The sequence below is a fragment of the Candidatus Aminicenantes bacterium genome, assembly GCA_026393795.1.
Lineage (GTDB): Bacteria > Acidobacteriota > Aminicenantia > UBA2199 > UBA2199 > UBA2199.
The window spans coordinates 1-26,563 of sequence record JAPKZL010000322.1; the positions used below are offsets into that span (position 1 = coordinate 1).

A 26,563-nucleotide genomic window follows, 5' to 3' on the forward strand; every position below is an offset into this window, starting at 1 on the left:
GGCCGCATTGTCATCACCGGCAGCTACCGGCTGTACGGCTACCAGTCGATCGTGTTCATCGAAGGCATCCAGTCACTGGCCTTCAAGAAATTCAAGCTCGACAAGGGGCTCAACGAGTCGACCGACAACGGCTTCGGCATCGAAAAAATATGGTTCTATCCGTCGCAGGGCCTGGTCGTCAACAGCCATCTGCTGCTGGAAAAAACCATCAAGCATGGCCTGTTTAAAAGCGTTTCGGGGCTTGATCTGAAGTACGATCTTTTGGGCGACGAGGTGGTCGGCTCGCGTCTGAAGGCCAATCTCAACTCGCTCAATTCCCTGGCCCTCACCCCGAAGAGCACGCTGAGCATCAATGTCAGCTACCTGACCGACAATATGCTCAACGCCTCCCTGAACTTCAAAACGCAGTGGACCCCTTCCTTCAATTGCGAGCTGCTGGCCGATTACAGCCTCACCGCCGCCAAGAAGCAAGAATTGTGGCTGCGCCTGCGCTCGGGGCTGAACGCCAAAGTGCTCGGCCATGTCTCGTTGAACCTGGCCTATGAGCTGGACAAGCAATACCTGCTGGAACTATCCTGGCAGAACCAGGCGCTGAAGCACTTCGTCATCTCAGCGCAGCATTCGAGCTCCAAGCTCCTCTATGACCCGGAACAATACAACCGCCTGAGCAATTCGGGCTTTTCCCTTTCCTATTCCAACAAGCTGTTCAACCTGGTCGCCGATTACTCCTTCCACAAGGACCTGCTGCTCGACCAGAGCCAGGCCAACCCGCAGATCCGCCTCAATGTCACCCCTTTCCGCCTTTACAACGGGCTGTTGCAGGTGAATTTTTTCTCCAGCTTCATCGTCAACCAGCTGAACAACCGCGGGGTGCGGGACGACTTCAGCAAGGCGAACATGGGCCTCTCCCTGCAAAGCGAAAAGATCCAGCTGGGCCGGGGGCCGGAGATGTCCTTTTCCCTGGCCGCCGAACAGCTGCTCGACCAGGAGCCGGAGAACAATTTCACCTCGCTGGGCACCATATTCAAGCTCAGCCAGAGCCTGACCGATTTCGCCGATTTCAATTTCCTGTACAATTACCAGACTCGGCGCAAGACCGAGAAATGGTTCATCCAGGGCACGACCTCGCAGGACTGGTCGGCGGTGCTGAAGCTGAAGGAGAAGGCCGACCGCATCCAGGGCTGGGTTTCCCTGTCCTATGACACCAAGGCCGGCCATTTCACCAGCGGCTTGCTCGATTGTTCGGTGGCCATCATCAAGAACTGGCATATCCAGACCCAGATGAACTACGATTTTGTATTCAAGAACTTCAGCTATGACTTGTACTTGATTCGCCGCGCCGGCCGCATCATGATCCGCGGTTCGTACCGCTCGCTTTCCAAGCAGTTCCTACTGGAAGTGCTGCCCAACTGAATGGACCTGCTGACTGTTTTCTCAATTGCCTGGGGGCTGTCCATGGACGCCGTGGCCGTCTCCCTGGCCAGCGGCTGCGCCGCCACGAAGGTCACCCTGCGCCCGGCCTTGCGCATGGCTTTCTTTTTTGGGCTCTTCCAGACGCTGATGCCGGTGCTCGGCTGGCTGGCCGGCCTTGGTTTCAAAACGGCCATCGCCAGCTTCGATCACTGGCTGGCATTCGGCCTGCTCCTTTTCATCGGCGTCAAAATGATGCTCGAGGCGCGCCGCGCCAACGAATGCCGTCCCCGAACCAGCCTGCCAAGCCTGCCGGTGCTGCTGGGACTGGCCGTGGCCACCAGCATCGACGCGTTGGCCGTCGGGCTCAGCTTTTCGCTGCTGGCCGTGGATATCATCACCCCGGTTTTGATCATCGGCCTGGTGACCTTCCTGCTCTCCTTCCTGGCCGTGCTGGCCGGCCGCAAGTTCGGAGCGCTGATCGCCGGCAAAGCGGAAATCCTGGGAGGACTGGTCCTGATCGCCATCGGCTTCAGGATACTGATCAGCCATCTGCGCGGAGGCTGAAGGATGAAAAAAAAGGAACGAGTTCTCTCTCCCTTTTCCGGGCTGAAATCGGCCCTGCGCGCCTTCCGCTACCGCAACTACCGCCTGTATTTCGGCGGTCAGGGCATCTCCCTGACCGGGACCTGGATGCAGCAGGTGGCCATGGGCTGGCTGGTCTACCGCCTGACCGGCTCCGCCTTCTACCTGGGCGTCGTGGCCTTTTTCGCCCAGATCCCCGTCATTTTCATGGCGCCCCTGGCCGGCGTTTTGGCCGACCGCTGGGACCGGATGCGCCTGATGCTGCTGGCGCAGACCCTGGCCATGGCCCAGGCTTTCCTGCTGGCGCTGCTGATGCTCAGCAAGGTTATCGTCCCCTGGCACCTGCTGCCACTGGCTTTTCTCCTTGGCGTGGCCAACGCCATCGACGCCCCGGCCCGCCATTCCATGGTCGTGCAAGTCGTCGAGAGGAAGGAAGACCTGGGCAACGCCATCGCCCTGAACTCGGCCATGTTCAACGGCGCCCGCCTGGTCGGCCCGCCCATCGCCGGCATCCTGGTCGGCGTGGCCGGCGAGGGGATCTGCTTCCTGATCAACGGCCTCAGCTATCTGGCGGTGATTTTCGCCCTGCTGGCCATGAGGCTCACCCCCAGGGAGCGCAAGGGGAAGGGCATCGGCTTCTGGCCCGAGCTGCGCGAGGGGTTCACCTACACGTTCGGATCGCAGCCGATCCGCCTGGTCATCTCCCTCATCGCGTGGGTCAGCATGGTCGGGGTCTCCTACGTGACTCTGATGCCCGTCTTCGTGCGTCGGGTGCTGAACGGCGGCCCCAACAGCCTGGGTTTCCTGCTGGGAGCAGTGGGTTGCGGCGCCCTGTTGGGAGCGCTGGCCCTGGCTTCGCGCCAAGGCACGCGCGGGATCGAAAAATCCCTGACCGGGGGCTCGGCGCTCTTCGGCATGGGCCTGGTCGCCCTCTCCCAGGCACGCCATTTCTGGCAGGCCATGCCGCTGATGCTGTTCATCGGCCTGGGCATGATGGTGCAGATGGCGTCGGCCAACACTTATATCCAGCACCTGATCAGCGATGACAAGCGGGCGCGGGTGATGAGCATCTACACCATGGCCTTCATGGGCGCCACCCCCATCGGCAGTTTCCTGGTCGGCGTCCTGGCCAGCGTCGTCGGGGTCCGGCTGACAATCGCCGTCGGTGGCATGCTCTCCCTGGCCGGGACGCTGGTCTTCGCCTCGAGATTCCTGCCCCTGCGCGGGCGCCTGGAAAAGAGCGCCTGACGGCTGGATATATCGATGCACTAGGACCGCACATGTGCGGTCCCTACATAACCATCCTTTATTTGATGGAACGCATGTATGCGTTCCCTACATGATGATATCTAATTAAATAAATTTTCGAATTCTTTGTCATTTTTGGACCAAATTGTTGGATTTTCCTTGATGTATTGGCGAATTTGGACTAATTCCTTATAGTTATTAATCATATGGTCGTAAAAAGATTTTTGCCAGGCAAAATATTCGTTCGTTTGATCTTTATTGATTTGCCGCGTGACTGAGGCTTTGAAAGTTTGGATGATTTTTGATAAATCCATTTTACTCCGGTTAGAGAACTGATTGCTGAAATGGGAATGAATAATCTCATCTCCAGCCTTAGCTAGAATCACAATAATTCCATGAACGTGATCGGGCATTATCACGAAATCGTCCAATTTGACCTGTGGGAAATGAGTGGGAATTTCCAGCCAGCATGTGTTTGTGATTTTACCCAATTGTGAAAACTCGATTTTACCATTGGCGATTTTCCCGAAACAATTGGCTTCTTTGTTTTTTATACATATTGTCACGAAATAGCATCCTCGAGCTGAATAATCATATCTGGGCATGCGATTGGGCTTGCGCTGACGGATCAGAAATTACATTTTAATAAATTATGAAGGGTCAGATTAAAAAACGCAAATGAAAAAAGATTGATTGAAAATTTGTTGTAGGGAACGCACATGTGCGTTCCTTTTTGTTTTGGAAAGAGATCTTTTTCCGTAGGGAACGCAAATTTGCGTTCCCTTCTTTTGGCACAGTTTGGCAGCAACCTGGAAATAAGGTAGAATAGGTGCATGAACAAAGGCGCGGTGGTGTTGTTTTCCGGAGGCATCGATTCGACCACGGCCCTGCACTGGGCGCTGAGGGAATTCGGCGTCGTGCGGGCGCTGACCATCGATTACGGCCAGAAGCACCGCATCGAGGTGCCCATGGCCAGGACGATCGCCAGCACTTTAAGCGTTGTCCATGACGTCGTGACGCTGCCGCTGCAAAGCCTGTTGCGTTCGGCCCTGCTCGACGATGGCTCGGCCATTCCCGATTCGCTGGCCCAAGCCCGCGCCGAAGCCGGACCGCCGTCGACCTATGTTCCTTTCCGCAACGGCATCTTCCTTGCCCTGGCGGCGGCGTATGGCGAGTCGCATTCCTGCCGCCACCTGGTCACCGGTTTCAACTCCATTGACAGCCCCGATTATCCCGACACCACCGTTGCCTTCAGCAAGAAAATGGCGGCGGCCATCAACCAGGGCACGTCGGCCAGCACGGGCGGGGGCAAATTCGCGATCCACACTCCCCTGAGCGGCCTGGATAAAAAAGAGATCATTGGGCTCGGCCTGAGCCTGGGGGCCGATTTTTCACGTTCGATCTCCTGCTACCGCGGCCGGGAGCTTCCCTGCGGACGCTGCCCGTCCTGCGATATCAGGGCCCGGGCTTTCGCGCAGCTGCGGCTGGAAGATCCCCTGCTGGCGCGACTGAAAAAGGAGGGCAAGGCATGAGCTGGGAACTGGTCGTCAAGCAAAAATTTTCCGCGGCACACTTCCTCCTCCACTACAGTGGCAAGTGCGAAAATATGCACGGGCACACGTTTGAAGTAGAGGTATATTTCCGCACCGGCGAGCTGGACAAGTCTGGCGTTTCCATCGATTTCGGCGCGATCAAGGAATATCTGCGCCAGTCCGTTCCCGATCACAAGGTGCTCAACGAGGTGTTCCCGTTTTCGCCTTCGGCCGAAAACCTGGCCAGGTACTTTTTCGAGCAGTGCAAGAAAAAGTATCCGGTCAGCAAGGTCATGGTCTGGGAATCGGAGGACGCCGGGGCCGCTTATGCTGAAGATCAATGATATTTTCTGGTCGCTGCAGGGGGAGGGGCTGCGCGCCGGGGCGCCGGCCGTATTCATCCGCCTGAGTGGCTGCTTGCTGCGCTGCCCCTATTGCGACACGCCCAACGCCTGGTCAGCGGGCCGGCGGATGAGCGTGGCAAAGATCGAGGCGGCTGTCGAGGAGTTGAAACGATCCTTCCCTGAGTCGCGTCTGGTCATCACCGGCGGCGAACCCTTGCAGCAGGACCTCAGGGAGTTGCTCGCCCGCTGCCACCAGAAAAAATATTTCGTAGCCGTGGAAACCAACGGCCTGCACTTCCAGGACCTGCCTTTCGATTGGTGGACGGTCTCGCCCAAGGATGTGGCGGACTACCGCGTCCATCCGCGCTTGTGGGCGCGCGCCGCCGAAATCAAGTTGCTGGTGACCCCCGCCCTGGACCTGGAGGTGCTGGAAAGCATCCGCCGGCAGACTCCGGCCGCGATCATCCTGCAGCCCGAACACGGTCGGCCTGGCAAGTACCGCCATGCCTTCGAACTGTTCCACGCCGGCCAGCGCCGCGGCATCGCCAACCTGCGTCTGGGGGCGCAACTACACAAAATCTACCGCGTTCCCTAGGCGGGATGTAAAAAAAATTTTTTTTCTTGCATTTTGCTTATTTTTGTCTTATAATACCTTTGATTGAGTTGGTGAATGTATCAAGTTTTAGAAATTTTGTTGGTTTGCCGAAGATCCCCGCAAGAGATGGACAAATCCTCAATTCATCGCTGAAAAGGAATTTCCATATTCAATGGGTTTGGAAAACCGGATGAAATTCAAAGCTGGTTATTCACAAATTATAAAACTCAAATCGGAGGATTTATGAACATTTACGTCGGAAATTTGCCGTGGGAGATCACGGAAGAGGATCTGCGCAAGGCTTTTGAAGAGTTCGGCCAGGTGGCATCAGCGACCATCATCAAGGACAAATTCACCAATAAGCCGAGAGGTTTTGGTTTTGTCGAAATGCCCGAAAAGACGGAAGCCGAAGCCAGCATCAAAGCCCTGAACGGAAAAGAACTGAAGGGCCGGGCCATGAAAGTGAACGAGGCCAAGCCCAAAACCGAAGGCGGCAACCGCGAACGCGGCGACCGTTTCGGCGGCGGCGGCAACCGCTGGTAAGCTCGGCTTGCCGGCTGTTTAAAGCCAAGAACTAGAAAACAGTTCGAAAATTAGGGGACGGTCCCTCCGGGGGCCGTCCCTTTTTTTTTTAATTTTTTCCGCCGTTTTCGGCAACGGCGCCCTGGCCGGCGCGCGTACCCCGCTGCAGCGCTAAAAAACCCAGCGCCAGCAGGATTCCCAGCCCCCCGCAGCCGAACCATAGGACCTCCGGGGAGAAGCGAGCGTAAATCCTCGCCCCGGCCAGTGGGCCGACCATGAAGGCTAGGGAAAAGGAGACCCCGAACAATCCCATATGCCGGCCGCGGTTGCCTTCGTGCGAGCGGTTGGCGATCTCGCTGGTCAGCAGCGGCATGCTGAGCATCTCGCCCATAGTCCAGACGGCCACGGTCACGGCGGCATAGGGGAAGCCGCGCCCCAGCGGGGTGAGGGCGAAGCCCAAGCCGTTCAGCAATGCACCGACGGCGATGACCTTCAAGGGGGCGAAGCGACGCAGCCCGTGCAGCAGGACCATTTCGAAAAGGACGATCATTACCGTGTTGATGGCCAGGAGCTGGCCGATGCGGCTCTCGGCGAAGCCGAAGCCCGAGTGCATGTAAAGTGGATAGGTGCTGAACAGCTGCGAAAAGATCATGCCGATGCCGAAGGTCATGGCGAAGATAGACAATAAGTGGCGCCTGGTCCCGGGAGCGGGCGCAGCGGACGTCGGACCCGTTTCCGCGGGCCGGGGTTCGGCCGGTTCGTTCTTGAAGAAAACGTTGAGAATAACCACGGCGGCCAGGCTGGTCAGGCCGTCGACCCAGAACAGAGCGCGGTAGTTCCACATAGCCAGGAAGCCGCCCACGACCGGCCCGATGGTCACTCCCAGGTTGGCCGCCAAACGGTTGAGGGCAAAGCCCCTGGTGCGAATCGCTGCCGGGCACTCCCTGGCCATGGCCGTGATGTTGCCCGGCAGTAAAGCCTCGGCGAAAATGCCCTGCAGGAAAGCCGCGGCCAGCAGCGCGGCGTAAGCTTGCAGGTAACCCATGACGATGAGGTTCAGCCCGCCCAGCAGCAGGCTCAGGCGCTGCACGGCGGTGGAGCCCAGCCGGTCGCAGAGGACTCCGCCCAGCCAGGCGCCGAGAAGGCAGCCGAAACCGTAGGCACCGACCACCTGCCCGGCCTGGAGCAGGCTGAAGCCCAGTTTGCGGGTCAGGTACAGGGTGAGGAAGAAAAGGACCATCGAGCCGCTGCGGTTGATGAATTGGACCAGCGACAGGAGCCAGGCGTTGCGCGGCAGCCCGCTGTAGGCGCCGCGGTAGAGGGTGGAAAGCCTGCTTTTCATCCGTTACAGGTTGCCGCAGGGGAGGCGGAAAGGGCAGTACGAGCAATGGCGCTCATCGCCGCGGTTGGCCACGAAATGGCTTCGCAAATAGAGGTCGCGCAGGACTTCCTGCAGGTCGGCGTGGAATGCTTCCATGGCCAGCCGTTTTTCCTCCTGGGTGAAGGGGCGCGGGTTGCGGCCGCCGCTGGCAAAAATGCCCTGAACCATGGTTGTGCCCTTATCGCGCAGGAACACGTAGGCCGCGTCCAGTTTTTCCCAGGCCTTATCCTTCTCCCGGCCCAGGAGCATGAGATAAATCTGCAACTGCATCCCCGGGTATTTCTGCCGGAAGGCGGCCAACGCCTCCAGGCTCTCCTTATCTTCCCGTTGGTACAGGCCGCTCAGGTCCAGGCTGTCATTCATGCGGATCCTGGGCGGGAAGGGCGCCCCGGTCTTGTAGTCGATGACGCGCAGCGAATCTCCCTCGCTCTCCCAGCGATCGAGCCGGCCCCGCAAACGCACCGGCTGCTTCAGCCCCGGGACCGCGAGCTCCATGGCCAGCGATGTCTCCAGCGCCTTGATCTGGATGCCATTGCCCTTCAGCCGTCGCCGGTCCTCGCGGATGAACAGGCGCAGCTGTTCCTTCAGGGTCCAGGCGCGGATCCGTTCCAAGCCATGCTGCGGGTCGAGGTGGAATTCGCTGAAGGCGGCATCGACGAACCGATCCAGCTCGATCTCCAGCGCGTCAAGCCCGACCGCGGCCATCGCCGCCGCGCTTTTGTATTTATCGTAAAACGCGCCCAGCGCCCGGTGGGCGATGGTGCCGATCAGCCCCCCTTCGCTTTCGCCGGCGAACTCCTCCCGCTCCTGCAGGCCAAGAACTTGATTGAAATAAAACTGCAGTGGGCAGCTGATGTAGGTTTCCAATGACGACGGGGAGAGCGCCAGCGAGTCCAGCGTGTCGAGTACGGCCTTGGTTTTCTCCGCCTTTTTGGTCACTGACTCGGGCAGGGCAAAGCGCAGAACCGTGTCCGCGGTTTCGATGGTATGTCCGGCCTGCTTTTCGACCTCGTAGGCGATGCGCTCGATGAAGCGGCTGCGCTCGCGATCCCGCCCTTCATCGCCGTCGCGCGGGTAGAAGATGTGCACGCGGCCTGCCGCCCCCAGCATGGCGAAGAAATTGAAGGCATAGATCTTTTCCCAGTCGCCGTGGTCGCGGATCCTGAACAGGGTGCGGATGTCGGCGGGGAGGATGGGGTCGTACTTCGCCGTGCCCGGCAGGACGCCCTCCAGGGCGTCGAGGACGACGATCTCGTCGAAGGCCAGGCCGCGGAATTCGAGCGGCCCCATCACCTGCACCCCCTTGAGCGGCGAACCCTCGAAGCGGATCGTGCGCCTGCGGAAATGGGCGCGCACCAGGGCGGCCATGCCGGCGATGCCGGCGCCGTGGAACGCCTCGCTGCGGGAAACCGCGAATATCTCCAGCTCTTCCAGGGCCGCCAGCGCAGCGGCGGCATATTCGTTCAAAAACAGGTGGGCGCTGCGGTTGCCCTGGCTGCCGACGCTTTCGATGGCCCGGCGCAGGAACCCCAGCAACCCGGTGAAGCTGTCGATCGCCGGCGGGATGAAGCGCTGGTGCATGCCGTCGACCTGGGCTTGTATGCCGGCGGCCAGCTCCGCTTCGGCGCGCTCACGGCGCTCGGCGATCTCCGCAGCGAGCGCCTGAGCCAGGTCACGGATGGTGAAGCGGACCAGGTTGCGGCCGTTGATGATGTCTTCGAGGATGTGAATCCCCCTTTTCAGCGGCTCGAGGCCGCTGCGCTCACCTGAGATCTTCACATAGGGATGGCGGACCAGCCGCAGGTAATCGCCGGCGGCGATCATGCCGTCGGCCAGGTTTTCGACGACGGCCAGCAGCGCCTCGACCAGCTGCATCATGGGCGTGCGCTCGAACGGGTAGCCCAGCGTGATGTTGAACGGCACCGGGGACTGGTCCTGGTCGAAGCGCGAGACGGCCCCCTGAACAAAGGGGATGAGCGTGGGCGGCGAGGGGAGGAGGACGGCGACTTTTTTCAACTGCTCCACGCTGCGGCCGCGGCATATGCTTTCCAATTCGCGGAAGGCGTGGAAGGCCTCGCTCTCCACGCCGTCGCAGGGGTGGATGGTCACCCGGCCGGCCAGATCGTTCCAGGGGCGCGAGACGGGAGCTGCCGGAGGCATTTCCAGGCCCAGGGCGCTGATGGTTTCGGCCTGCAGGTGAATGGGCGAGCGGGGGTTGCCCAGCGCTTTCGGGTCGGTGCGCAGGATGAAGCGTGCCCGGCATTCATGGATGAGGAAGCGGAACAGCTTCCTTTCGCAGGCATTGGTGGCGTTGAAGCCGCTGAGGATCCACGCCTGCGCCTGAGGAATCCGCAATTCGCCTTTTTCTGCCAGATCAGCCACGTCGCGCCACATCATGCCCTTGCTGGCCCGGCGCTTTTGCCGCAGGCTTTGGCGCAGGTGGTGCAGCAGGGCAGGCAGGCTTTGGATGAACTCCTTGTAGGGCCGGTGGTATTCGCCGAGTTTCGTGAATTCCTCGTAGCTCTCCCAGTTGAGCGATTCCGTTTCGCCGCCTTCGCTTTGGATCTCTTCCAGAGCCTCCAGGACCTTCTGCGCCCATGGCAGGAAGGATGAGAAGTCGCCGATGCTCTTGCTGCCGTACATGCCGGAAGCGAACACGGCCTTGGCGCTCTGGTACAGCGCGTGGGCCGCCTCCAGGTCATCCAGGACCCGGAAGCCGGGAAAGTTGAGGCGGAACAGCGCCTCGATAAAAGCTTCGACCGGAAACATGGCCGGCGGGAAATAGTTGCCCGCCACGGCCCGGGAAAGCTCCTGGCGCAGGAAAAACCCGAAGCGCCGGCTGGGAAAAACCACGCTGACTGCCGAGAGGTCGTTGCCGGCGCGCTGCTCGAGCACGGCACGGCCGGTATGCGCGACCAGGTCTTCCTGGAGGCCGATCAGCTCGAGCATGCCACCTCCTTGACCTCGCCGCGGTCGATGAAGAGGAGAAAGCCCCGGCACATCCTGCCCGGGTAGAGCGGGGCGACGGCCGCCATGTACTCGCGCAGCTGGGAATCGTATTCGCCGCTTGCTTCTGTCCCGGTTTTGAAGTCGATGACCAGTACTTCTTCCGGGCCGGTTTGCAGCCGGTCGAGACGCCGGAGCTTGGTCACGGCACCCGAGTTGGCGATCACCTCTTTTTCAGGATGGACCGCGTCGCCGCGCGCCAGGAGCTGGAAAACGTCCGCGCGGAGAAGAAAATCGGCAACAACGGTTGTTTCGCTTTCCTCCCAGCCGGCTTGGGCGGCCAACTGCCGCACCCGGGACTCCAATTCCCCGTGCTTGCCAACCCGGCCAAGGCAAGAGAGGAGGTCGTGTATCCTTTCTCCCCGCTCGGCCGCCGCGCGGTCGCGGCGTTCCTCAATGGCTGCCTTGTCGAAGACCAGGTAGGTCTCCTGCCAGGAGCGGGTCAGCACTTTTTTGCTTGGAACGTCCGCCGCCGTCGATTCCCTGACCGCAGACTTTTCCCGCTTCGCGAGCGTGCCGCGGCTGAACAAGCGAGCGGATTCTTCATCGAACCAGGCCAGGAGCGGATGGCAGGCGATGATATCGCTGGCTTTGGCCAGCCGCTTGACAAGGCCGCTCTTGTCAGCCGTCGGCGCCGTCGGCATTTTTTTTACCGAGACGGGAACGAACAGGGCCTCCTTGGCCCGGGTGAACGACACGTACAGCAGGTTGAGCAGGTCGATGCTGCTCCTGATGTTTTCCTCTTCAAAGCGAGCCTTCAAGCTGGGATCGCCCAGGGCGAGTTTTTTGGTGATGTAAAACAGCCCTTCCTGCTCCCAGTGGAGCGGGTCGTCGTTTTTCCCCTGGCGATCATCGATGGGGACGATCACGGCCGGAAATTCCAGCCCCTTGGACTGGTGCATGGTCAGCACGCGCACTCCGGGCGTGTGCTCGGGGATGGTGACGGCGGGCGTCTCCTCGTCGTCGACCATTTTTTTCCAGAGGTGGAGAAACCCGGCGATGGAATTGCCCTCCTTGAGCTCGGCGCCGTGCAGGGCGTCGCCCAGGGCCATGATGAAGGGCGTATCGCCGGGGAAGTTTTCATAGATGCGGAACACCTGGGTCATGTCTGAAAAAAGGTCATACGGCGGCAGGAAACCGACGGCTTGAAAGAATGGCTCGATCAGGACGGCCCAGCCGCGCGGGAATTTCTCCTGGAACAGCTTGTACATGGGGCCTGGGCCGCCGATGAAAGCGTCCTCGGAAAAAGCCTCCATTTCCTCGCCGAACCGGCTCCGGGCTTCCTGCTGGAAGATTCGGCCGCTGATGAAGGCGTGGAAATTGAGGTCGTCCGGGGGGTAGTCGAGAAACCTGAAAAAAGCGATGATCTCGTTGACCCGCGCGTTGGAATCGAGCATCAGCGACTGGTCGGACAGGGTGGGGATCCTTTCGCGGCCCAGGCTGCGGACAATGTCGCGAACCTGGGCGTTCTTGCGCACCAGGACGGCGATATCGGCATGTTCATATCCGAGCCGGAGCAGCCGGTCGATGATCGCCCTGACCGCTCCAAGCTGCTGGCCGCTCATGGCACTGCCGCTTTCCTCCCCGCCGTCCTGTTCCCCTTCCCCCGCTTCCTCTCCGTCGCTATTCCCTTCACCGACCTGCAGGGAGAACTCCACGTAGCCGCCCGTTCTTTTTTCCGCGGTGGCGACCGTCTGCCGCGAATCCCTGAAATTTTCCTGGATGGCTCTTTGCAGACCGGCTTCGGCCGCGGTCTGGGCGATGGCTTCCGGGGCCCAGAAACGGTTGTTGAAATCGATGATCTCCCGGCCGCTGCGCCAGTTCGCTTTCAGGGTATGCGAGAACCCTCCCTTGACCCGGTTGCCGATGGCTTGGATGTCCTTTTTGAGGATGTTCTCGTCCATGAGCTGGCTGTTGCCGCCGCGCCAGCGGTAGATGGCCTGCTTGCGGTCGCCGACAATGAACAGCGAGGCGCTCTTTTCCTGGGACAGCACCTCGTCGATGAGCGGGGCCAGGGCCTTGAACTGCAGCGTCGACGTATCCTGGAACTCATCGAAAAGGAAGTTGCGGAAGCGGTCCGACATCTTCAGGTAGAGATAGGAAAAACCGCTGACGCTCCATTCCCTGAAGCGTTCGGCCAGGGTCTGGCTGAACTCTTCAACGAACAAGGTCTGTTTGTCCGTGCGCCAGGCGGTAGCGAAATCCCCCAGGAACTCGCGGTAAGGGATGGTCTTGAAGGCGCTGAAAGCCAGAGTTGTTTTTTGCAGGGCTTCCTGCGCCGCCCGATAGGCGGCGATGAACCGCAGGCGCTGATCGTCCGGCGTTTCCCTGATCACGAGCTCCTGCGCGTCGTTCTTCTGAAAATAGGTGCTCTTGACGAACCCCTCCAGCCTGGAAAGGTCGGAACCGTCCGCCAGGGCTTCGGCGATCAGCTCCAACAGCGGCTCTTTCAGGTAGGTACCGCTGGCGTATCTTCGTTTTTTTCCGCCCGGTTCCCTCTCCTGCATGATCGGGAACAAGCGGCGCAGCGTCTCCAAAAAACCGCTCCAGGACCCAGTCAGCTCTCGTCGCAAGTCATCCGGGGCCGTGCCAGTGCCGGTGCCCCCCTGCTTCAGCGTCTTGCGGAAAAGGTCGGTGACCTTCTCGACGATCTGCACGTCGGTCTTCCAGCCGCTGCCGGCGTTCAGGCGCCTGAACTCCTCCAGGAAAGGCTCTAGCCGTTCCCATGAGCTGTCCGCCAGGTCGGCGATCATGGCCCGGCCGCGGGCTTGCAGTTCGTCCCGGGCGTCCACGGCGATCTCGTAGTCGGCAGGCAGGTCGAGGTCGGGGGCAATGCACATGATCATGGCGCTCATCAGCGAGTCGATGGTCTTGACATTGAAATCGTCGAAACTGGCCAGCACCAGTTCGATCAGGTCGCCGGAAAGCCCGATGATCGTCTCGGCTCTCAATCCGGTTGCGGCCGCCAGTTGCTCAAGAAACTCCCGGTCGTCCGGGCCCAGCGGCGTTTTTTGGCTCAAAGCCAGGACCTTCAGCTTTTCCACGATGCGCCGCTTCATTTCCTGGGCCGCCTTGACGGTGAAGGTGATGGCCAGGACCGAGCCCAGGATTTCCCTTTCCCGCTTGGGGTCGAGCGACTTGTTGCCCTTGCCGGAGAACGCCAGCAGCAGGCGGCCGAGATATTCCAGGGCCAGCTTGTAGGTTTTGCCCGATCCGGCCGAGGCTTCGAGTTTCAGGATGGAGCTTGCCATTTGCGATTCTTTTCCCGATTATAGCACAAAGGCACGCTGCCGGGCGGCCGTTTTCTATTGATTTGCAATCGAAAATAAGATACTATTGACAACGAGGAATGATGACACAGCTCGAGAATGCCAGAAAGGGAATCATCACGGCCGCGATGAAGGCGGTCGCCGCCCGCGAAGCGCTGGAAGAGGTAAAGCTGCTCAACGCCGTCGCCGACGGGACGGTGGTAATTCCCGCCAACCGCAACCACAAGAACCTGCAGCCGGTCGGCATCGGCCGGGGCCTGAAAACCAAGATCAACGCCAATATCGGCACCTCGGGAGATTTTGCCGAGCTGGACGATGAAGTGGAGAAACTGCGCACGGTCCTGGACTGCGGCTGCGACACGGTCATGGACCTGAGTAGCGGCGGCGACATCACCGCCATCCGCCGGGCCCTGCTGGCCCAGTCGACCATTCCCTTCGGCAACGTCCCGGTCTATGAGATGATGGTCGACGTCCCCCGCCAGGGCGGGACCTTCGTTTCCCTGGAAGCATCGCGGATGTTCGATTATATCCGGCGCCAGGCCGAAGACGGCGTCGACTTTATGACCATCCATGCCGGCCTGACCCTGAAAGCCATCGAGAAACTGAAAAAAAAACCGCGCGTGGCCGGCATCGTTTCGCGCGGCGGTTCGCTGCTGACCGGCTGGATGCTGCATAACCGCAAGGAGAATCCTTTTTTTGAACATTTTGACCAGCTGCTGGCCATCGCCCGCGAGTTCGACGTCACCCTCTCCTTGGGGGACGGCTTGCGACCGGGAGCGCTGGCCGACGGCAGCGACTGGGCGCAGCTGGAGGAATTGCTGACCCTGGGCGAGCTGGTGCAGCGGACACGCCGGGCCGGCGTCCAGGTCATGGTCGAAGGCCCGGGCCACCTGCCCATCCAGCAGATCGAGATGAATGTCCGGCTGCAGAAAGAGATTTGCGCCGGGGCGCCTTTCTACGTCCTGGGGCCGGTGGTTACCGACGTGGCGCCGGGCTACGACCATCTGACCGCCGCCATCGGCAGCGCCGTGGCCGGAGCCGCCGGCGCCGATTTTTTGTGCTACGTCACCCCGGCCGAGCACCTGGGTCTGCCCGACGCCCAGGACGTGCGCGAAGGCATCATGGCCTCGCGCATCGCCGCCCATGTCGCCGACATCGCCAAGGGCCTTGACGGCGCCCTGGACTGGGACCGGCGCATGGCCGCGGCGCGCTGCGGCCTGGATTGGGCGGAACAGGAGCGGCTGTGTATCGATGCGCAAAAGTTCAGGCAAGTCAGGGAGCGGCGCGGTTCGCAGACCGATGCCTGCTCCATGTGCGGCGATTTTTGCGTGTACAAGGTTCTTAAAGACTATCACCTATGAAGACAGAGATGTCGCTGACCTTTTACGGCGTGCGCGGCAGCCATCCCGTCCCTGGCAGGGGTACGCAGCGCTACGGCGGCAACACCGCGGCGCTGCTTTTTGAAATCGCCGGCCAGGCGGTCCTCTTCGATGCCGGCACCGGCATCATCCAGGCCGGCCGCTACTTGAACCAGCGCTTCGGCGCCGGCGGGACGATCCACCTGTTCCTCACCCACCTGCATATCGATCATATCCAGGGCCTGCCTTTTTTCAAGCCGTTCTACAACCCCCGGCTGGAAATCGTCATCCATTGCCAGGAAGTCTCCGGCGGCAGCTTGCGCCAGGCCATCGAGGCGCTTTTCCTGCCGCCCTATTCGCCGATCACCCTGAAAGGCATTAAAGCCGGCCTGCGCTTCGTGCCGCTCGACATGCGCCCGGGGAAAAATTCCATCAACCTGGGTTCCACTACCGTGGTTTCCTACATCAAGCACGATTCCCATCCGCGGCTGGGGGTGATCATCTACCAGCTCGCCCATGACGGGCGGCGGGTGGTGTATTCCACCGACGTCGAAAGCCCGGAAGGCTTCGACGGCTCCATCCGTCCCTTCATCCGCGGCGCCGACATCCTGATCCACGATTGCCAGTATCTGGACGCCGATTACGCCAATCCGGGAAATCCCCGCCAGGGCTATGGCCACAGCACCGTTTCCATGGCGGTGCGCAACGCCGGGCTCTGCCGGGTGAAAAAACTGTACCTGTTTCACTACGATCCCGAATATTCGGACGGGCAGCTGGAGGAAATGCTGCGCCAAGCGCGACGGAAGTTCAAAAATACCTTCCTGAGCCAGGAACAAAAAAAGATCAACATAACAAGGAGATAACCATGTCTGGACATTCCAAGTGGAGTTCGATTAAGCATAAGAAAGCCGCCACTGACGCCAAGCGGGGAAAGGTCTTTACCCGCTTCATCAGGGAATTGACCATCGCCGCCCGAGCCGGTGGCGGCGACCCCGAATCCAACTCGCGCTTGCGCCACGCCATGGAGGGGGCGCGGGCGGCCAACATGCCCAGCGACAACATCAAGAAGGCCGTCCAGCGCGGCACCGGCGAACTCGAAGGGGTCAATTACGAGGAATTCTCCTACGAGGGCTACGGCCCAGGCGGCGTGGCCATCCTGGCCGACGCCATGACCGACAACAAGAACCGCACCGTCTCCGAGGTGCGCCACGTCTTCGAAAAATACAACGGCAATCTGGGCCAGCAGGGCTGCGTTTCCTGGATGTTCACGCGCAAGGGGCTAATCGTCGTTCCGCAGTCGGCCATCGGCGAGGACGAGCTGATGGAGATCGTTCTGGACAGCGGCGCCGAGGACATGAAGAAAGAGGGGGAGAACTTCGAGATCACCACCTCGACCGAGGATTTCGATACGGTGCACGAGGCCTTGAAAGCCAAGAAACTCCCGATCGAGTCGGCCGAGATCGCCAAGGTCCCCTCCACCTACATCAAGCTGGAGGGCAAGCAGGCCGAGCAGATGCTCAAGCTCTACGACAGGCTCGAGGAGCTCGATGACATCCAGAACGTCTGGGCCAACTTCGATATCGCCGACGAGGTGATCGACCAATTCAACAAGGGCTAATGTTGATTCTGGGCATGGATCCCGGTTCGCTTAGTTTCGGCATCGGACTGGTGCACAAGGACCGAAACCAATATGCCTGCCTCCATTCCGAAACGATCCGCCTGAAGGAAAAGGATTTTATCGCCCGCATGCAGACGTTGTGGATCTGCCTCAACCAGCTGACCGCCCGTTTTGCCATCGATGAAGCGGCCATGGAGGAAGGTTTCCTGGGCAAGAACATCCGCTCCATGTCCCTGCTTTCCATGGTGCGCGGCGTGGCCCTGGCCGCCCTGTTGCAGCGCCGCATCCCACTGAGCCTGTATTCGCCGCGCGAGGTCAAGTTGGCCCTGACCGGTTACGGCAATGCCGATAAAACGCAACTCTCTAAAATGGCAATCCTGGTCTTGAACCTCAAGGAAAAAAAACTCGGCCTGGATGAAAGTGACGCCCTGGCCGTGGCCTATTGCCATGGGGTGAACCGCCGATGATCGCGATCGTGCGCGGCAAAATTTTCGCCTCCGTGCCCGGGCGTGTCGCTGTCGATACTGGAGCGGGGATCATCCTGCAGCTGGTTGTGCCGGTTTCCGCTTATCCGCAGTTGCGGGAAAACCAGGATATCATCTTGCACACGATTTTAAAAATAAAGGATGAAGATGTGGTGCTCTATGGTTTCCCGCAGCCCAGGGAAAAAGCCCTTTTTGAAAAGCTGATCTCGGTTTCCGGGATCGGCCCCAAGATCGCCATGTCCTGCATATCCGCCATGGCCGCTGACGAATGGATCGCCGCCATCGCCGGCGCCGATGTGGCCGGGATCAGTTCCATCCCCGGTATCGGCAAGAAAACGGCCCAACGCCTTATTTTGGAATTAACCGGCAAGCTCGAATTCCAAAATGAAATTCCCGACGCCAACGCCCAACTGCGCTCCGACCTGGTTTCCGGATTGGCTAACCTCGGCTACCCGCTCAAGGTGGCCCGGGAAACCGTCGGTCGCGTCCTGAAAGAAAATCCCGCCGCCACCGGTTTTGAAGAACTCTTCAAGATCATCATGAAAAAGATGAAGCCATGAACCCCGAAAACATCACCAACCCGGTTGAAAAAAGCGACGATACCGGGGTCGAACAGAACCTGCGCCCGGCCCGGCTGCGGGAATTCACCGGCCAGAAGCAGAAGATCGCCAACCTGAAAACCTATATCAAGGGGGCGCGCCAGCGCGGCGAAGCCCTGGACCATGTGCTGCTGCACGGCCCGCCCGGCCTGGGCAAGACCACCCTGGCCCACATCGCGGCAGCGGAAATGGGGGCGGGGATCAAGTGCACGTCGGGCCCGGTCCTTGAAAAAAAGGGCGACATCATCGCCATCCTGAGCGACATGGAATTGCACGAGGTGCTCTTCATCGACGAGATCCATCGCCTGCGCACGGCGCTCGAGGAAATCCTCTACAAGGCCATGGAGGATTTCCAGATCGACGTGCTGATCGGCCAAGGGCCGGGGGCCAAGACCGTTTCGCTGCATATCAACCCCTTCACCCTGGTCGGGGCCACCACCCGCGCCGGCCTCCTGTCCAACCCGCTGCGCAACCTTTTCGGCATCACCTTTCACCTCGATTTTTACGATCACGAGGAGCTGTCTGAGATCATCCGCCGCAGCGCCGGCATCCTCGGCATCCGCATCGACGACGAGGCGACCGCGGCCGTGGCCGGCAGGTCGCGCGGCACGCCGCGCATCGCCAACCGGCTGCTGCGCCGGCTGCGCGATTTCGCCCAGCTCCAGGGCAAGGACGGCATCGACCTGGACGTGGCGCAGGCGGCCTTCCGGGCCCTGGAAGTCGACGAAGCCGGTTTTGACGAGGTGGACCGCAAGATCCTGCTGACCATCATCGACCATTTCCGCGGCGGCCCGGTCGGCATTTCCACCCTGGCCACCTCGGTGCAGGAGGAGAAGAACACCCTCGAGGACATTTACGAGCCCTACCTGATCCAAGAGGGCTTCCTGCAGATCACCTCGCGCGGCCGCCTAGCCACCGAGAAAGCCTTCCGTTATTTCGGTAAAAAAGCGCGCCCGCCGCAAAAACCTTTGTTTTAGCCGATAACTCAAACCAATTTTCCATTCACTCCACGGGGAAAAAGCAGTTTGCTGTTTTTCTGCAACCTTGGCGGGCGTTTATACGTTTACTACTCCTGAGGGAATAGTGAAATCGGAACGGAGGTTGCGGCGATGAGAAAAAACAGGCAACTTTGGCAACGGCAAGCATGGCTGCTGGCGCTGGCACTGGGATCGTTGATTACGGCCGCCGGGGCCTCAGAGCCGGTGGCGATATACAGGGCCGACACCCGGCCGGTCATCGACGGCAAGCTTGACGACCCGGTCTGGCAGAATGCCACCCGCTTCGACAATTTTATCACCTTCAAGCCCGATTACGGCAAGCCGACTTCGGAAAAAACGACCGTGCTGGTGGCCTATGACCGGAAGTACATCTACTTCGCCTTCGATTGCCGGGATAGCGAGCCGTCCAAGATAAAGGCCGCCATGTCCAAAAGGGACGGCATCGATATGGACGACTGGATCGGCGTGGTCCTGGACACCTTCGGCGACAGTCAGGGCGGCTACCTTTTCGAAGTCAACCCGCTGGGGGTCCAGATGGACGGCATGATCAATGCCGACGGCAACGGCGACGCCAGCTTCGATACCATCTGGGAGAGCAAGGGCTTGATCCATAACGGCGGCTATAGCGCCGAGATGGCCGTGCCCTTCAAGAGCCTGCGCTACCCGTTCAAGAAAAAGATCACCATGGGATTGCTTGTCTCCCGTTTCATCGGCCGCAAGTCCGAGCAGACGAGTTTTCCCGAAATCAATCCCGAGGGCGGGGCCATTATGAACCAGGCGCAAAAAATCGAGTTGAGCGACGTCAAGTTCGAACGGCCGGTGGAATTCATCCCAGCCCTGACCTACGACCAGGGCAGCAGCCACAGCGACGGGGCGATGAGATCGACCGGCAAGAATAGCGATTTCAGCCTGACCGGCAAGATCGGCCTTACTTCCAACATGACCCTCGACGCGACCTACAACCCCGACTTCAGCCAGGTCGAGACCGATGCCGGTCAGATCGACGTCAATTTGCGCTATTCGATCTATTATTCTGAAAAAAGACCATTTTTCCTCGAGGGGATGGAAAATTTCAACTTCGCCACCGCCATGGAGCAAAACACGCTGGGCGCGATCGTCTACACCCGGACCATCGTCGATCCGCTGCTGGGGGTGAAGCTGACCGGGAAAGTCGGCAGCCAGAACGTCCTCTCCGGCATCTTCGCCCTGGATGAGTTCCCCGGCGCCATGGCGGCCGAGGACAACGACCTCGAGCGCAGCGGCCGCAACGCGGCCTTCACCATCCTGCGCTACAAGCGGCAGATGAGCCAGGACAACTATATCGGCGGCTTCTTCACCAACCGCAGCTTCGCCGGCGACCGCAACACCGTCGGCGGCATCGACGGCCGTTGGCGCCTGAACAATACCAGCTTTCTGGAATACAGCTTCCTGGAATCTTTCAGCCGCGACGAGCGGGCCAGCCGTGACGACCAGGGGCACTACCTGGGCCTGCGCTACAATTTCAGCAACCGGCACTGGAACGTCGACCTGGGCTTTTTCGATCTGAGCAGCGATTTCCGCATCGACAGCGGCTACGTGACCCGAACCGGTATCACCATGGCGCCGGCCTTCGTGATGTACACCTGGTTCCCCAAGTCGAAATTCTTCCAGAAGATCGACGCGTTCTGGTGGAGCTACCACCTGCTCGACAAGCCCAGCGACCTCTTTGAAACCTACAACCAGCTGGTGCTGCGCCTGAACATGCCGCGCCAGTCGCAGCTCCGCTTCGATGCCATCCTGGGCAACGAGGTCTTCGCCGACCAGCGCTTCAGCCTGAGCGGCTGGCGGGTCAGGGGCTACACGCAGATCGTCAAGCAGCTATATCTCGAGGGTGGCTACCGCCGCTCGGGCCGCATCTACTACGACGAGGAATCTCCGTTCCAGGGCAAAGGGAATACGGCCGACTTGTACCTGCAGTTCCAGCCCTTTGACAAGCTGAACACCTCGCTCGGCCTCAGCTATTACGACTTTTACCGCTCCGACAACAACGAAAAGGTCCTGAGCTACACGATCTGGCGCAGCCGCACCACCTTCCAGCTCAACCGCTACCTGTTCGTCCGCGCCATCGTCGAGTACAATAATTATTGGAAAAAAATCAACGCCGACTTCCTGGCCTCGTTCACCTACATCCCGGGAACGGTGCTCTACCTCGGCTACGGCTCGGCCTACGAAAAGGTCAAGTGGAGCAACGAGGACCGGGACTATTTCCCCTCCGACGATTTCCTGCAGACCAGGAGAAGCTTCTTTTTCAAGGCGTCGTATTTATGGAGATTCTAACCGCAAAGGACTGGGTTGACGGTAGACGGCGTACGGTTAACGGTAAGAAAAGGAAAAAGAGCATTCAACTCACCCCTAACCCCTCTCTTACCAAAGAGAGGGGGATTGCCTTATGGGATTTGTCCTTACCGTAAACCCCCTCAGGTGGCAGACAAATTAAATTACCAACACTATGCTTTTAGCTATTCCTTCTTATCTGCAAAAAGCATCAAGTGTTGGTATAGTCACGCTAGATAGGTTTCGTTGCCCTTCTGGTTAAAACGAAACCTATAGTGTGACTACCACCGAAGCCGGTGGATAATTTGTGCTGCCGTCAACCGTATACCGTACACCGAGCACCTGCTTTACTATTGTGATACAAGCGCCTATAATCCCTTCATGGATCTCGAGCAATCCTGCCTGAAGAAAATCGTTCTGCTGGCCCTGGCCGAGGACCGGGTCGAAGCCGACGTGACCACCCGGGCGCTGCTGGCCTTTGACCGGCCGGTGCGGGCCGAGGTGCGAGCCAAGGCAACCGGGGTGATCTCCGGGACCGGGGTTTTCGAAAAAACCATGAAAACCGTGGATCCCAAGTTGAAGGTCACCATCGCCAAGGCCGACGGCAGTTCGGTGCTGCCCAACGACCTGGTGCTGGAAATTCTCGGCCGCGAGAGCTCGATTTTGAAAGGCGAGCGCACGGCCCTCAATTTCCTTCAGCGCTTGAGCGGCATCGCCACCCTCACCCGGCGCTACGTGGAAAAACTGCGGCCCTTTCGGACGGTGCTGCTCGACACGCGCAAGACCACCCCGGGCATGCGCTACCTGGAAAAACGGGCCGTGCGCGACGGCGGCGGCAGCAACCACCGGCTCAACCTGGAGGAGATGGCCATGGTCAAGGACAACCACATCGCCATGGCCGGCGGCATCGGCCCGGCGGTGCAAAGCGTCCGCGCCGCCTGGCCGGGGAAGAAGCTTGAGGTGGAAGTGGGCACCATTAAAGAACTTGAAGAAGCGCTGGCGCTCGGCGTCGAAATGGTCATGCTCGACAATTTCCCCATCGACCAGGTCCAACGGGCCGTGGTCCTGAACCGCGGCCGGTCCAAGCTGGAAATTTCGGGCAACGTGACCCTGGAAAACCTAGCGGAAAAGGCGGCCTCCGGCGTCGATTTCATTTCGGTCGGAGCCCTGACCCACTCGTTCCAATCCCTGGATATCAGCCTGGACATCGCGAGGTCCTGAATGAAAGATTACCTGGAAACCGACGTTCTGATCATCGGCAACGGCATCGCCGGCTCGACCACCGCCCTGCGCCTCGCCGAGCAGGGGGTCAACGTGCTCCTGGTCTCCAAAGGCAAGGATTACACACGCACCAACACCAATTACGCCCAGGGCGGGATCGCCGCCCTCCCCGTGGGTGAGAAGTCCGAGCTCTTCATCAATGATATCGTCAAGGCCGGCGACGAGTTCAACTACCTGCCGGCCGTCGCCCAGGCGGTCAATGATTCGCAGCGCCTGGTACGCGAGATCCTGATCGAAAAGATCCAGGTCCCCTTCTCCAAAAAGGGCGACGAGTACGACCTGGCCAAGGAGGGCGGCCATTCGTCGCGCCGGGTGCTCAACGTCAAGGACATGACCGGACGGGTCATCCAGGACCGGTTCAACGAATACCTGCAGAAGCTCCCCGGGCTGAAGATGCTTTTCCAGCATACGGCGGTCGACCTGCTGAGCTATCCCCATCACTCGACCAACCCCGTGCGCACCTACCAGGAGCCCAGGATCATCGGCGCCTACGTCCTGGACCAGAAGAGCCGCAAGATCTCCCGCGTCTTCGCCAGGAAGGTGGTGCTGGCCTCCGGTGGCTTGTGCAGCCTTTTCCTGCATTCGACCAACCCCGAGGAAGCCATCGGCAACGGCATCGCCATGGCCCACCGGGCCGGCGCGCGCCTGGCCAACCTGGAATACATCCAGTTCCACCCCACGTCGCTCTACCACCGCGAGGCCGACAGTTTTCTCATCTCGGAGGCCGTGCGCGGCGAGGGCGCCCGCTTGCAGAATCTCAAGGGCGAATATTTCATGGAGAAGTACTCGCCGCTGAAGGATCTGGCCCCGCGCGACGAGGTGTCGCGTGCCATTTACGAGGAGATGATCAAGAACGGCAATGATTATGTCCTGCTCGACCTGGCCTCTTTCGCCAGGATCAACATCCGCGAACGCTTCCCGACCATTTTCCAGACCTGCCTGAAGTACGGCATCAATATCGAGGAAAAGCCGATCCCGGTCGTGCCGGCCGCCCACTACAGTTGCGGCGGCGTGCTCTGCGATTTGAACGGGCGCAGCAGCATCCGCAATCTCTACGCCGTCGGCGAGGTCTCGGCCACTGGCGTGCACGGGGCCAACCGCCTGGCTTCGGTGTCGCTCCTGGAAGCCCTGGTCTGGGGCGTCAAGGCGGCCGAGGACATACTGGCCACCATCGCCGACGACAAGGATCCCTACGTCATTGCCGAAGTCCCGGCCTGGAAATACCCCTACCCACAGGAAAAACTCGACCCGGCCCTGGTGTGGCAGGACCAGGTGACCATCAAGACCACCATGTGGAACTACAACGGCATCATCCGCACCGTCAAACGCATGGAGCGGGCCAAGGCCGACCTGGAGTACCTGAGGCATCGCATCGAGAAGTTCTACCAGGCCTGCGAGATCGGCAACCGCATCATCACCCTGCGCGACAGCGTGCAGGCGGCATTGCTCATCGTCGAGGCCGCCCTGCGCAACCGCGTCTCGCGCGGCGCCCATTTCATCAAGGCCGACGAAAGCTGAGCCGCCTCAGGTTATTATTCTCAACATGCAAGCACAGGGAAGAGGAAAAATGCAATTTAATACGCTCCGGGGTTACCCGGTAAGCTTCGATCGGCTCCGGCGCGGTTCTTGAGCACCGAATTGCTGAGCGTTCCCGGGGGAACCGTGGGCGGGGAGGGGGCGCCGCTCCAGCTGAAATCCGGGATGGCGTAGGTGGTGACGCCATAGACGTTGCCTCCCGCCGTGGGGCGGTAATCGCCGGTGGCCGGGTTGATCAGCTGCGGTTGTGCCTTGTTGATGCTGTTCTGGGCGAGGACCGCGGCTGGATCCAGCCGCGCCTGATCGGTATCGCCGATGCCCAGGCTCAGACCCGCCGGTCCGTTCCAGATGAAGTTGCCCTGGATCACCAGGTTGTCATCTCCCTTGCAGGGATTGGGAGCATTGGTCCCGGATGGTGGCGTCGTATCGCCCCGGCTGGCGAAATGGTTCCATTGGCTCTGGTAGGGCGGGGGATTGTAAACGATGTTGTTGAAAATGAAGATGTTCTTGTTGGGAATGTAGTATTGGCTCTCCTCGGCTACGGCCCGGCCCCAGCCGCCGGCATCGTGGTTGGCCTTGGCAGCGGCCAGATGGCTCGATTCGCCACCGCAACCCCGGCCACCGAAAACGACTTCCACGGCATGGCTGTTCTTTCCGACCCGGTAAAGCGTGTTGTAGGCCAGCAGGATATTGTAGCCGCCGTTGACGCCCATTCCCGCTCCATCGGTATCGTGTACGATGTTGTTGATGAATTTGATGTCGTAAGCCTCGTAGTGCAGCCAGGGATTGACCATGTACTCGAATCCAGTGGCCTGACCGGCGCTGAAGCCCCCGTTGCCGGCGTTGTACATCTCGTTGCCGTCAATGCGAAAATAGGACGAGCCGCCTTTGAGGTACATGCACCAGTCGGTGGCGTCGTGAATGCGGTTGCGACAGATGTGGCCGTACTGCACGGCGACGAAATCAAGCCCAACGTTGTCGGTCGGGCCGTAGATCTGGCTGTCTTCGACATAAACGTGCTGGCACTGGTTTCCCTTGAGCACCTCCTGGGTCTGGTGATTGCCGTTGATGTCGCAGCCCCTGATCAGGACATAACTGCAGGAGGATATATGAAAACCGTCGCCGCCGGAGGAAGCGCCCCGCGTATTCAAGTTGACGAAGTAGATATATTGGCAAAGGGTGACTTCCAACCCAGGTAGCATGGCTTTACCCTGGCCATCGGCGGATTGGATGATGATCGGGAAGGAATAGCTGCCAAAGCGGTTGTCCAGTTGACCGGGAACATTGGCATTGGCCTGGTCGTAGGCCGGGTAGGTGCCGGCCACGAGCTGAATCCGAAACCCGGTCGATGTCAGCGTGGCGCCGCTGGGAATTTTTTCCCAGGCGGCGCGGAGGGTCTTCAACGCCTGGGTGCGGGAAGATCCGTTGTTGGCATCGTTGCCGCCTGACGGATCCACCCAGATTTCAGCCAGAGTGGGATTTCCGATATCGTAGGTGTCGCCGCTCGTGGCGTTGGGAGCGGGCGGACTCGGGACTGGAGTAGAATCGTCCGTGGCCGAGTCTTCGCTTTTTTTGGCGCAGCCCGGCAGAAGGAACACCAGGGCGATAAAGAAAATGGCCAGCAGCAGACAGGGGCAGATCCGGGAGAAAATGGTTTGTCCACAACCCTGCGGAAAAAAATTTTTTTTGGATTTCATACTTCTCATTTTACCCTCCTATGTTTGGATAATTGATATTTTACGCCAATTCGCTGGCGCAAGCAAAGGAGCATTCGGAATAATGGCTGCCACCATGCGTCCATTGCGCAACCGGGTCTTGCGTGGCGCTCATTTTTATCACGGGGGATAAGGGTTGAAGCTATACCATCACTATGTTTTTGACGTTATCGATCATTCGTCAAAAACATCTAGTGATGGTATAGTCACACTATAGTTACACGATGGTTTCAGCTATTTCATTCTGACGCTGAAACCATCTAGTGTAACTAGTGTGACTAATCTTCCAGCTCCAGCGCTGCCAGGAAGGCTTCCTGGGGAATGTCGATCTTGCCGATGCGCTTCATGCGCTTCTTGCCTTTTTTCTGCTTTTCCAGCAGCTTCATCTTGCGGCTGATGTCGCCGCCGTAGCACTTGGCCAGGACGTTCTTGCGCAGGGCCTTGACCACGGTCTTGGCGATGACCCGCTTGTTGATCGCCGCCTGGATGACGACCTCGAAGAGCTGGCGCGGGATGACCGCCTTCATCTTGCTGGTCAGCAGGTTGCCGATGGTGTAGGCCTTGTCCTTGTGGACGATGACCGCCAAAGCGTCGACGATCTGCCCGTTGATCAGGATGTCGAGCTTGACGAGCTGGCCCTCGCGGTAGCCCGCGAGCTCGTAGTCGAGCGAAGCGTAGCCTTTCGTGCGCGTCTTGAGCTGGTCGAAGAAGTCGAGCACGATCTCGCTGAGCGGCAGCTTGTACTGCAACTGCACGCGCTCGGGCGAC

At 59.8% G+C, this 26,563-nt stretch carries 22 protein-coding genes; 16 read left to right on the plus strand and 6 right to left on the minus strand.

What is annotated here, in order from left to right:
* The 3 genes from NTW95_15675 to NTW95_15685 form a co-directional block, all read left to right on the plus strand.
* The coding region (locus NTW95_15675; protein MCX6558844.1) for a hypothetical protein at positions 1–1,413 on the plus strand (1,413 nt) is incomplete at its 5' end.
* Positions 1,414–1,977 (plus strand): manganese efflux pump MntP family protein, encoded by a 564-nt coding sequence (locus tag NTW95_15680; GenBank protein ID MCX6558845.1) that lies wholly within the window; start codon positions 1,414–1,416, stop codon positions 1,975–1,977.
* A gap of 3 nt (positions 1,978–1,980) precedes the next feature.
* Positions 1,981–3,243, plus strand: a complete 1,263-nt coding sequence (locus NTW95_15685) for an MFS transporter (GenBank protein MCX6558846.1) — start codon at positions 1,981–1,983, stop codon at positions 3,241–3,243.
* Positions 3,244–3,344: 101 nt separating this feature from the next.
* Here NTW95_15685 and NTW95_15690 read toward each other — a convergent pair whose 3' ends face one another.
* Positions 3,345–3,809 (minus strand): transposase, encoded by a 465-nt coding sequence (locus NTW95_15690; protein ID MCX6558847.1) that lies wholly within the window; start codon positions 3,807–3,809, stop codon positions 3,345–3,347.
* Positions 3,810–4,076: 267 nt separating this feature from the next.
* On the opposite strand from NTW95_15690, the gene queC reads away from it, so the two are divergent.
* From queC to NTW95_15710, 4 genes are all read left to right on the plus strand, one after another.
* Positions 4,077–4,775, plus strand: a complete 699-nt coding sequence (gene queC, locus NTW95_15695) for a 7-cyano-7-deazaguanine synthase QueC (GenBank protein MCX6558848.1) — start codon at positions 4,077–4,079, stop codon at positions 4,773–4,775.
* A complete protein-coding gene (locus tag NTW95_15700; protein ID MCX6558849.1) occupies positions 4,772–5,119 on the plus strand; it encodes a 6-carboxytetrahydropterin synthase in 348 nt (115 codons plus the stop codon). Before queC ends, NTW95_15700 begins: the two co-directional genes overlap by 4 nt.
* Positions 5,103–5,714, plus strand: a complete 612-nt coding sequence (locus tag NTW95_15705; protein ID MCX6558850.1) for a 7-carboxy-7-deazaguanine synthase QueE — start codon at positions 5,103–5,105, stop codon at positions 5,712–5,714. The genes NTW95_15700 and NTW95_15705 overlap by 17 nt, the downstream gene beginning before the upstream one ends.
* A 243-nt stretch (positions 5,715–5,957) precedes the next feature.
* Entirely contained in the window at positions 5,958–6,257 is a 300-nt protein-coding gene (locus tag NTW95_15710; protein MCX6558851.1) for an RNA-binding protein, read from the plus strand.
* Positions 6,258–6,345: 88 nt separating this feature from the next.
* Here the strand turns inward: NTW95_15710 and NTW95_15715 are convergent, their stop codons facing one another.
* From NTW95_15715 to NTW95_15725, 3 genes are read right to left on the minus strand one after another with little or no spacing between them, the layout of a single operon-like run.
* Positions 6,346–7,578 carry an MFS transporter gene (locus tag NTW95_15715; GenBank protein ID MCX6558852.1) on the minus strand — a complete coding sequence of 411 codons (1,233 nt, stop codon included), beginning with the start codon at positions 7,576–7,578 and terminating at the stop codon, positions 6,346–6,348.
* 3 nt (positions 7,579–7,581) lie between these two features.
* The gene (locus NTW95_15720) at positions 7,582–10,566 is read right to left on the minus strand and encodes a PD-(D/E)XK nuclease family protein (protein ID MCX6558853.1); all 2,985 of its coding nucleotides are present in this window, start codon (positions 10,564–10,566) and stop codon (positions 7,582–7,584) included.
* On the minus strand, positions 10,554–13,874 hold the full coding sequence (locus tag NTW95_15725; protein ID MCX6558854.1) for a UvrD-helicase domain-containing protein: 3,321 nt from the start codon (positions 13,872–13,874) through the stop codon (positions 10,554–10,556). The genes NTW95_15720 and NTW95_15725 overlap by 13 nt, the downstream gene beginning before the upstream one ends.
* A 101-nt stretch (positions 13,875–13,975) precedes the next feature.
* Here NTW95_15725 and thiC point away from each other — a divergent pair, with 101 nt between their 5' ends.
* The 9 genes from thiC to NTW95_15770 all read left to right on the plus strand — a co-directional run bounded on the left by thiC (position 13,976) and on the right by NTW95_15770 (position 24,062).
* Positions 13,976–15,253: a phosphomethylpyrimidine synthase ThiC gene (gene thiC, locus NTW95_15730; protein ID MCX6558855.1), complete on the plus strand. Its 1,278-nt coding sequence runs from the start codon at positions 13,976–13,978 to the stop codon at positions 15,251–15,253.
* Entirely contained in the window at positions 15,250–16,113 is an 864-nt protein-coding gene (locus NTW95_15735; GenBank protein ID MCX6558856.1) for an MBL fold metallo-hydrolase, read from the plus strand. The genes thiC and NTW95_15735 overlap by 4 nt, the downstream gene beginning before the upstream one ends.
* A gap of 2 nt (positions 16,114–16,115) precedes the next feature.
* Positions 16,116–16,868 carry a YebC/PmpR family DNA-binding transcriptional regulator gene (locus NTW95_15740; protein MCX6558857.1) on the plus strand — a complete coding sequence of 251 codons (753 nt, stop codon included), beginning with the start codon at positions 16,116–16,118 and terminating at the stop codon, positions 16,866–16,868.
* Positions 16,868–17,335: a crossover junction endodeoxyribonuclease RuvC gene (gene ruvC / locus NTW95_15745; protein ID MCX6558858.1), complete on the plus strand. Its 468-nt coding sequence runs from the start codon at positions 16,868–16,870 to the stop codon at positions 17,333–17,335. The genes NTW95_15740 and ruvC overlap by 1 nt, the downstream gene beginning before the upstream one ends.
* Positions 17,332–17,913, plus strand: a complete 582-nt coding sequence (ruvA, locus tag NTW95_15750) for a Holliday junction branch migration protein RuvA (GenBank protein ID MCX6558859.1) — start codon at positions 17,332–17,334, stop codon at positions 17,911–17,913. The genes ruvC and ruvA overlap by 4 nt, the downstream gene beginning before the upstream one ends.
* Positions 17,910–18,929: a Holliday junction branch migration DNA helicase RuvB gene (gene ruvB / locus NTW95_15755; protein MCX6558860.1), complete on the plus strand. Its 1,020-nt coding sequence runs from the start codon at positions 17,910–17,912 to the stop codon at positions 18,927–18,929. The genes ruvA and ruvB overlap by 4 nt, the downstream gene beginning before the upstream one ends.
* 132 nt (positions 18,930–19,061) lie before the next feature.
* Positions 19,062–21,266 (plus strand): DUF5916 domain-containing protein, encoded by a 2,205-nt coding sequence (locus NTW95_15760; protein MCX6558861.1) that lies wholly within the window; start codon positions 19,062–19,064, stop codon positions 21,264–21,266.
* 378 nt (positions 21,267–21,644) lie between these two features.
* Complete coding sequence (gene nadC, locus NTW95_15765) at positions 21,645–22,484, plus strand: carboxylating nicotinate-nucleotide diphosphorylase (GenBank protein ID MCX6558862.1); 840 nt, start codon at positions 21,645–21,647, stop codon at positions 22,482–22,484.
* A complete protein-coding gene (locus NTW95_15770; GenBank protein MCX6558863.1) occupies positions 22,485–24,062 on the plus strand; it encodes an FAD-dependent oxidoreductase in 1,578 nt (525 codons plus the stop codon).
* A gap of 56 nt (positions 24,063–24,118) precedes the next feature.
* Here the strand turns inward: NTW95_15770 and NTW95_15775 are convergent, their stop codons facing one another.
* Entirely contained in the window at positions 24,119–25,786 is a 1,668-nt protein-coding gene (locus tag NTW95_15775) for a right-handed parallel beta-helix repeat-containing protein (GenBank protein ID MCX6558864.1), read from the minus strand.
* Between the two features lie 287 nt (positions 25,787–26,073).
* Positions 26,074–26,563 (minus strand): elongation factor 4 (locus tag NTW95_15780; protein MCX6558865.1); only part of this gene is annotated, 490 nt, incomplete at its 5' end.

Bases quoted from the DNA above. Each gene is read 5' to 3' on its own strand.
- NTW95_15680 (MCX6558845.1), top strand. From the start codon at position 1,414: ATGGACCTGCTGACTGTTTTCTCAATTGCCTGGGGGCTGTCCATGGAC.
- NTW95_15685 (MCX6558846.1), top strand. From the start codon at position 1,981: ATGAAAAAAAAGGAACGAGTTCTCTCTCCCTTTTCCGGGCTGAAATCG.
- queC (MCX6558848.1), top strand. From the start codon at position 4,077: ATGAACAAAGGCGCGGTGGTGTTGTTTTCCGGAGGCATCGATTCGACC.
- NTW95_15700 (MCX6558849.1), top strand. From the start codon at position 4,772: ATGAGCTGGGAACTGGTCGTCAAGCAAAAATTTTCCGCGGCACACTTC.
- NTW95_15705 (MCX6558850.1), top strand. From the start codon at position 5,103: ATGCTGAAGATCAATGATATTTTCTGGTCGCTGCAGGGGGAGGGGCTG.
- NTW95_15710 (MCX6558851.1), top strand. From the start codon at position 5,958: ATGAACATTTACGTCGGAAATTTGCCGTGGGAGATCACGGAAGAGGAT.
- NTW95_15715 (MCX6558852.1), bottom strand. From the start codon at position 7,578: ATGAAAAGCAGGCTTTCCACCCTCTACCGCGGCGCCTACAGCGGGCTG.
- NTW95_15720 (MCX6558853.1), bottom strand. From the start codon at position 10,566: ATGCTCGAGCTGATCGGCCTCCAGGAAGACCTGGTCGCGCATACCGGC.
- NTW95_15725 (MCX6558854.1), bottom strand. From the start codon at position 13,874: ATGGCAAGCTCCATCCTGAAACTCGAAGCCTCGGCCGGATCGGGCAAA.
- thiC (MCX6558855.1), top strand. From the start codon at position 13,976: ATGACACAGCTCGAGAATGCCAGAAAGGGAATCATCACGGCCGCGATG.
- NTW95_15735 (MCX6558856.1), top strand. From the start codon at position 15,250: ATGAAGACAGAGATGTCGCTGACCTTTTACGGCGTGCGCGGCAGCCAT.
- NTW95_15740 (MCX6558857.1), top strand. From the start codon at position 16,116: ATGTCTGGACATTCCAAGTGGAGTTCGATTAAGCATAAGAAAGCCGCC.
- ruvC (MCX6558858.1), top strand. From the start codon at position 16,868: ATGTTGATTCTGGGCATGGATCCCGGTTCGCTTAGTTTCGGCATCGGA.
- ruvA (MCX6558859.1), top strand. From the start codon at position 17,332: ATGATCGCGATCGTGCGCGGCAAAATTTTCGCCTCCGTGCCCGGGCGT.
- ruvB (MCX6558860.1), top strand. From the start codon at position 17,910: ATGAACCCCGAAAACATCACCAACCCGGTTGAAAAAAGCGACGATACC.
- NTW95_15760 (MCX6558861.1), top strand. From the start codon at position 19,062: ATGAGAAAAAACAGGCAACTTTGGCAACGGCAAGCATGGCTGCTGGCG.
- nadC (MCX6558862.1), top strand. From the start codon at position 21,645: ATGGATCTCGAGCAATCCTGCCTGAAGAAAATCGTTCTGCTGGCCCTG.
- NTW95_15770 (MCX6558863.1), top strand. From the start codon at position 22,485: ATGAAAGATTACCTGGAAACCGACGTTCTGATCATCGGCAACGGCATC.
- NTW95_15775 (MCX6558864.1), bottom strand. From the start codon at position 25,786: ATGAGAAGTATGAAATCCAAAAAAAATTTTTTTCCGCAGGGTTGTGGA.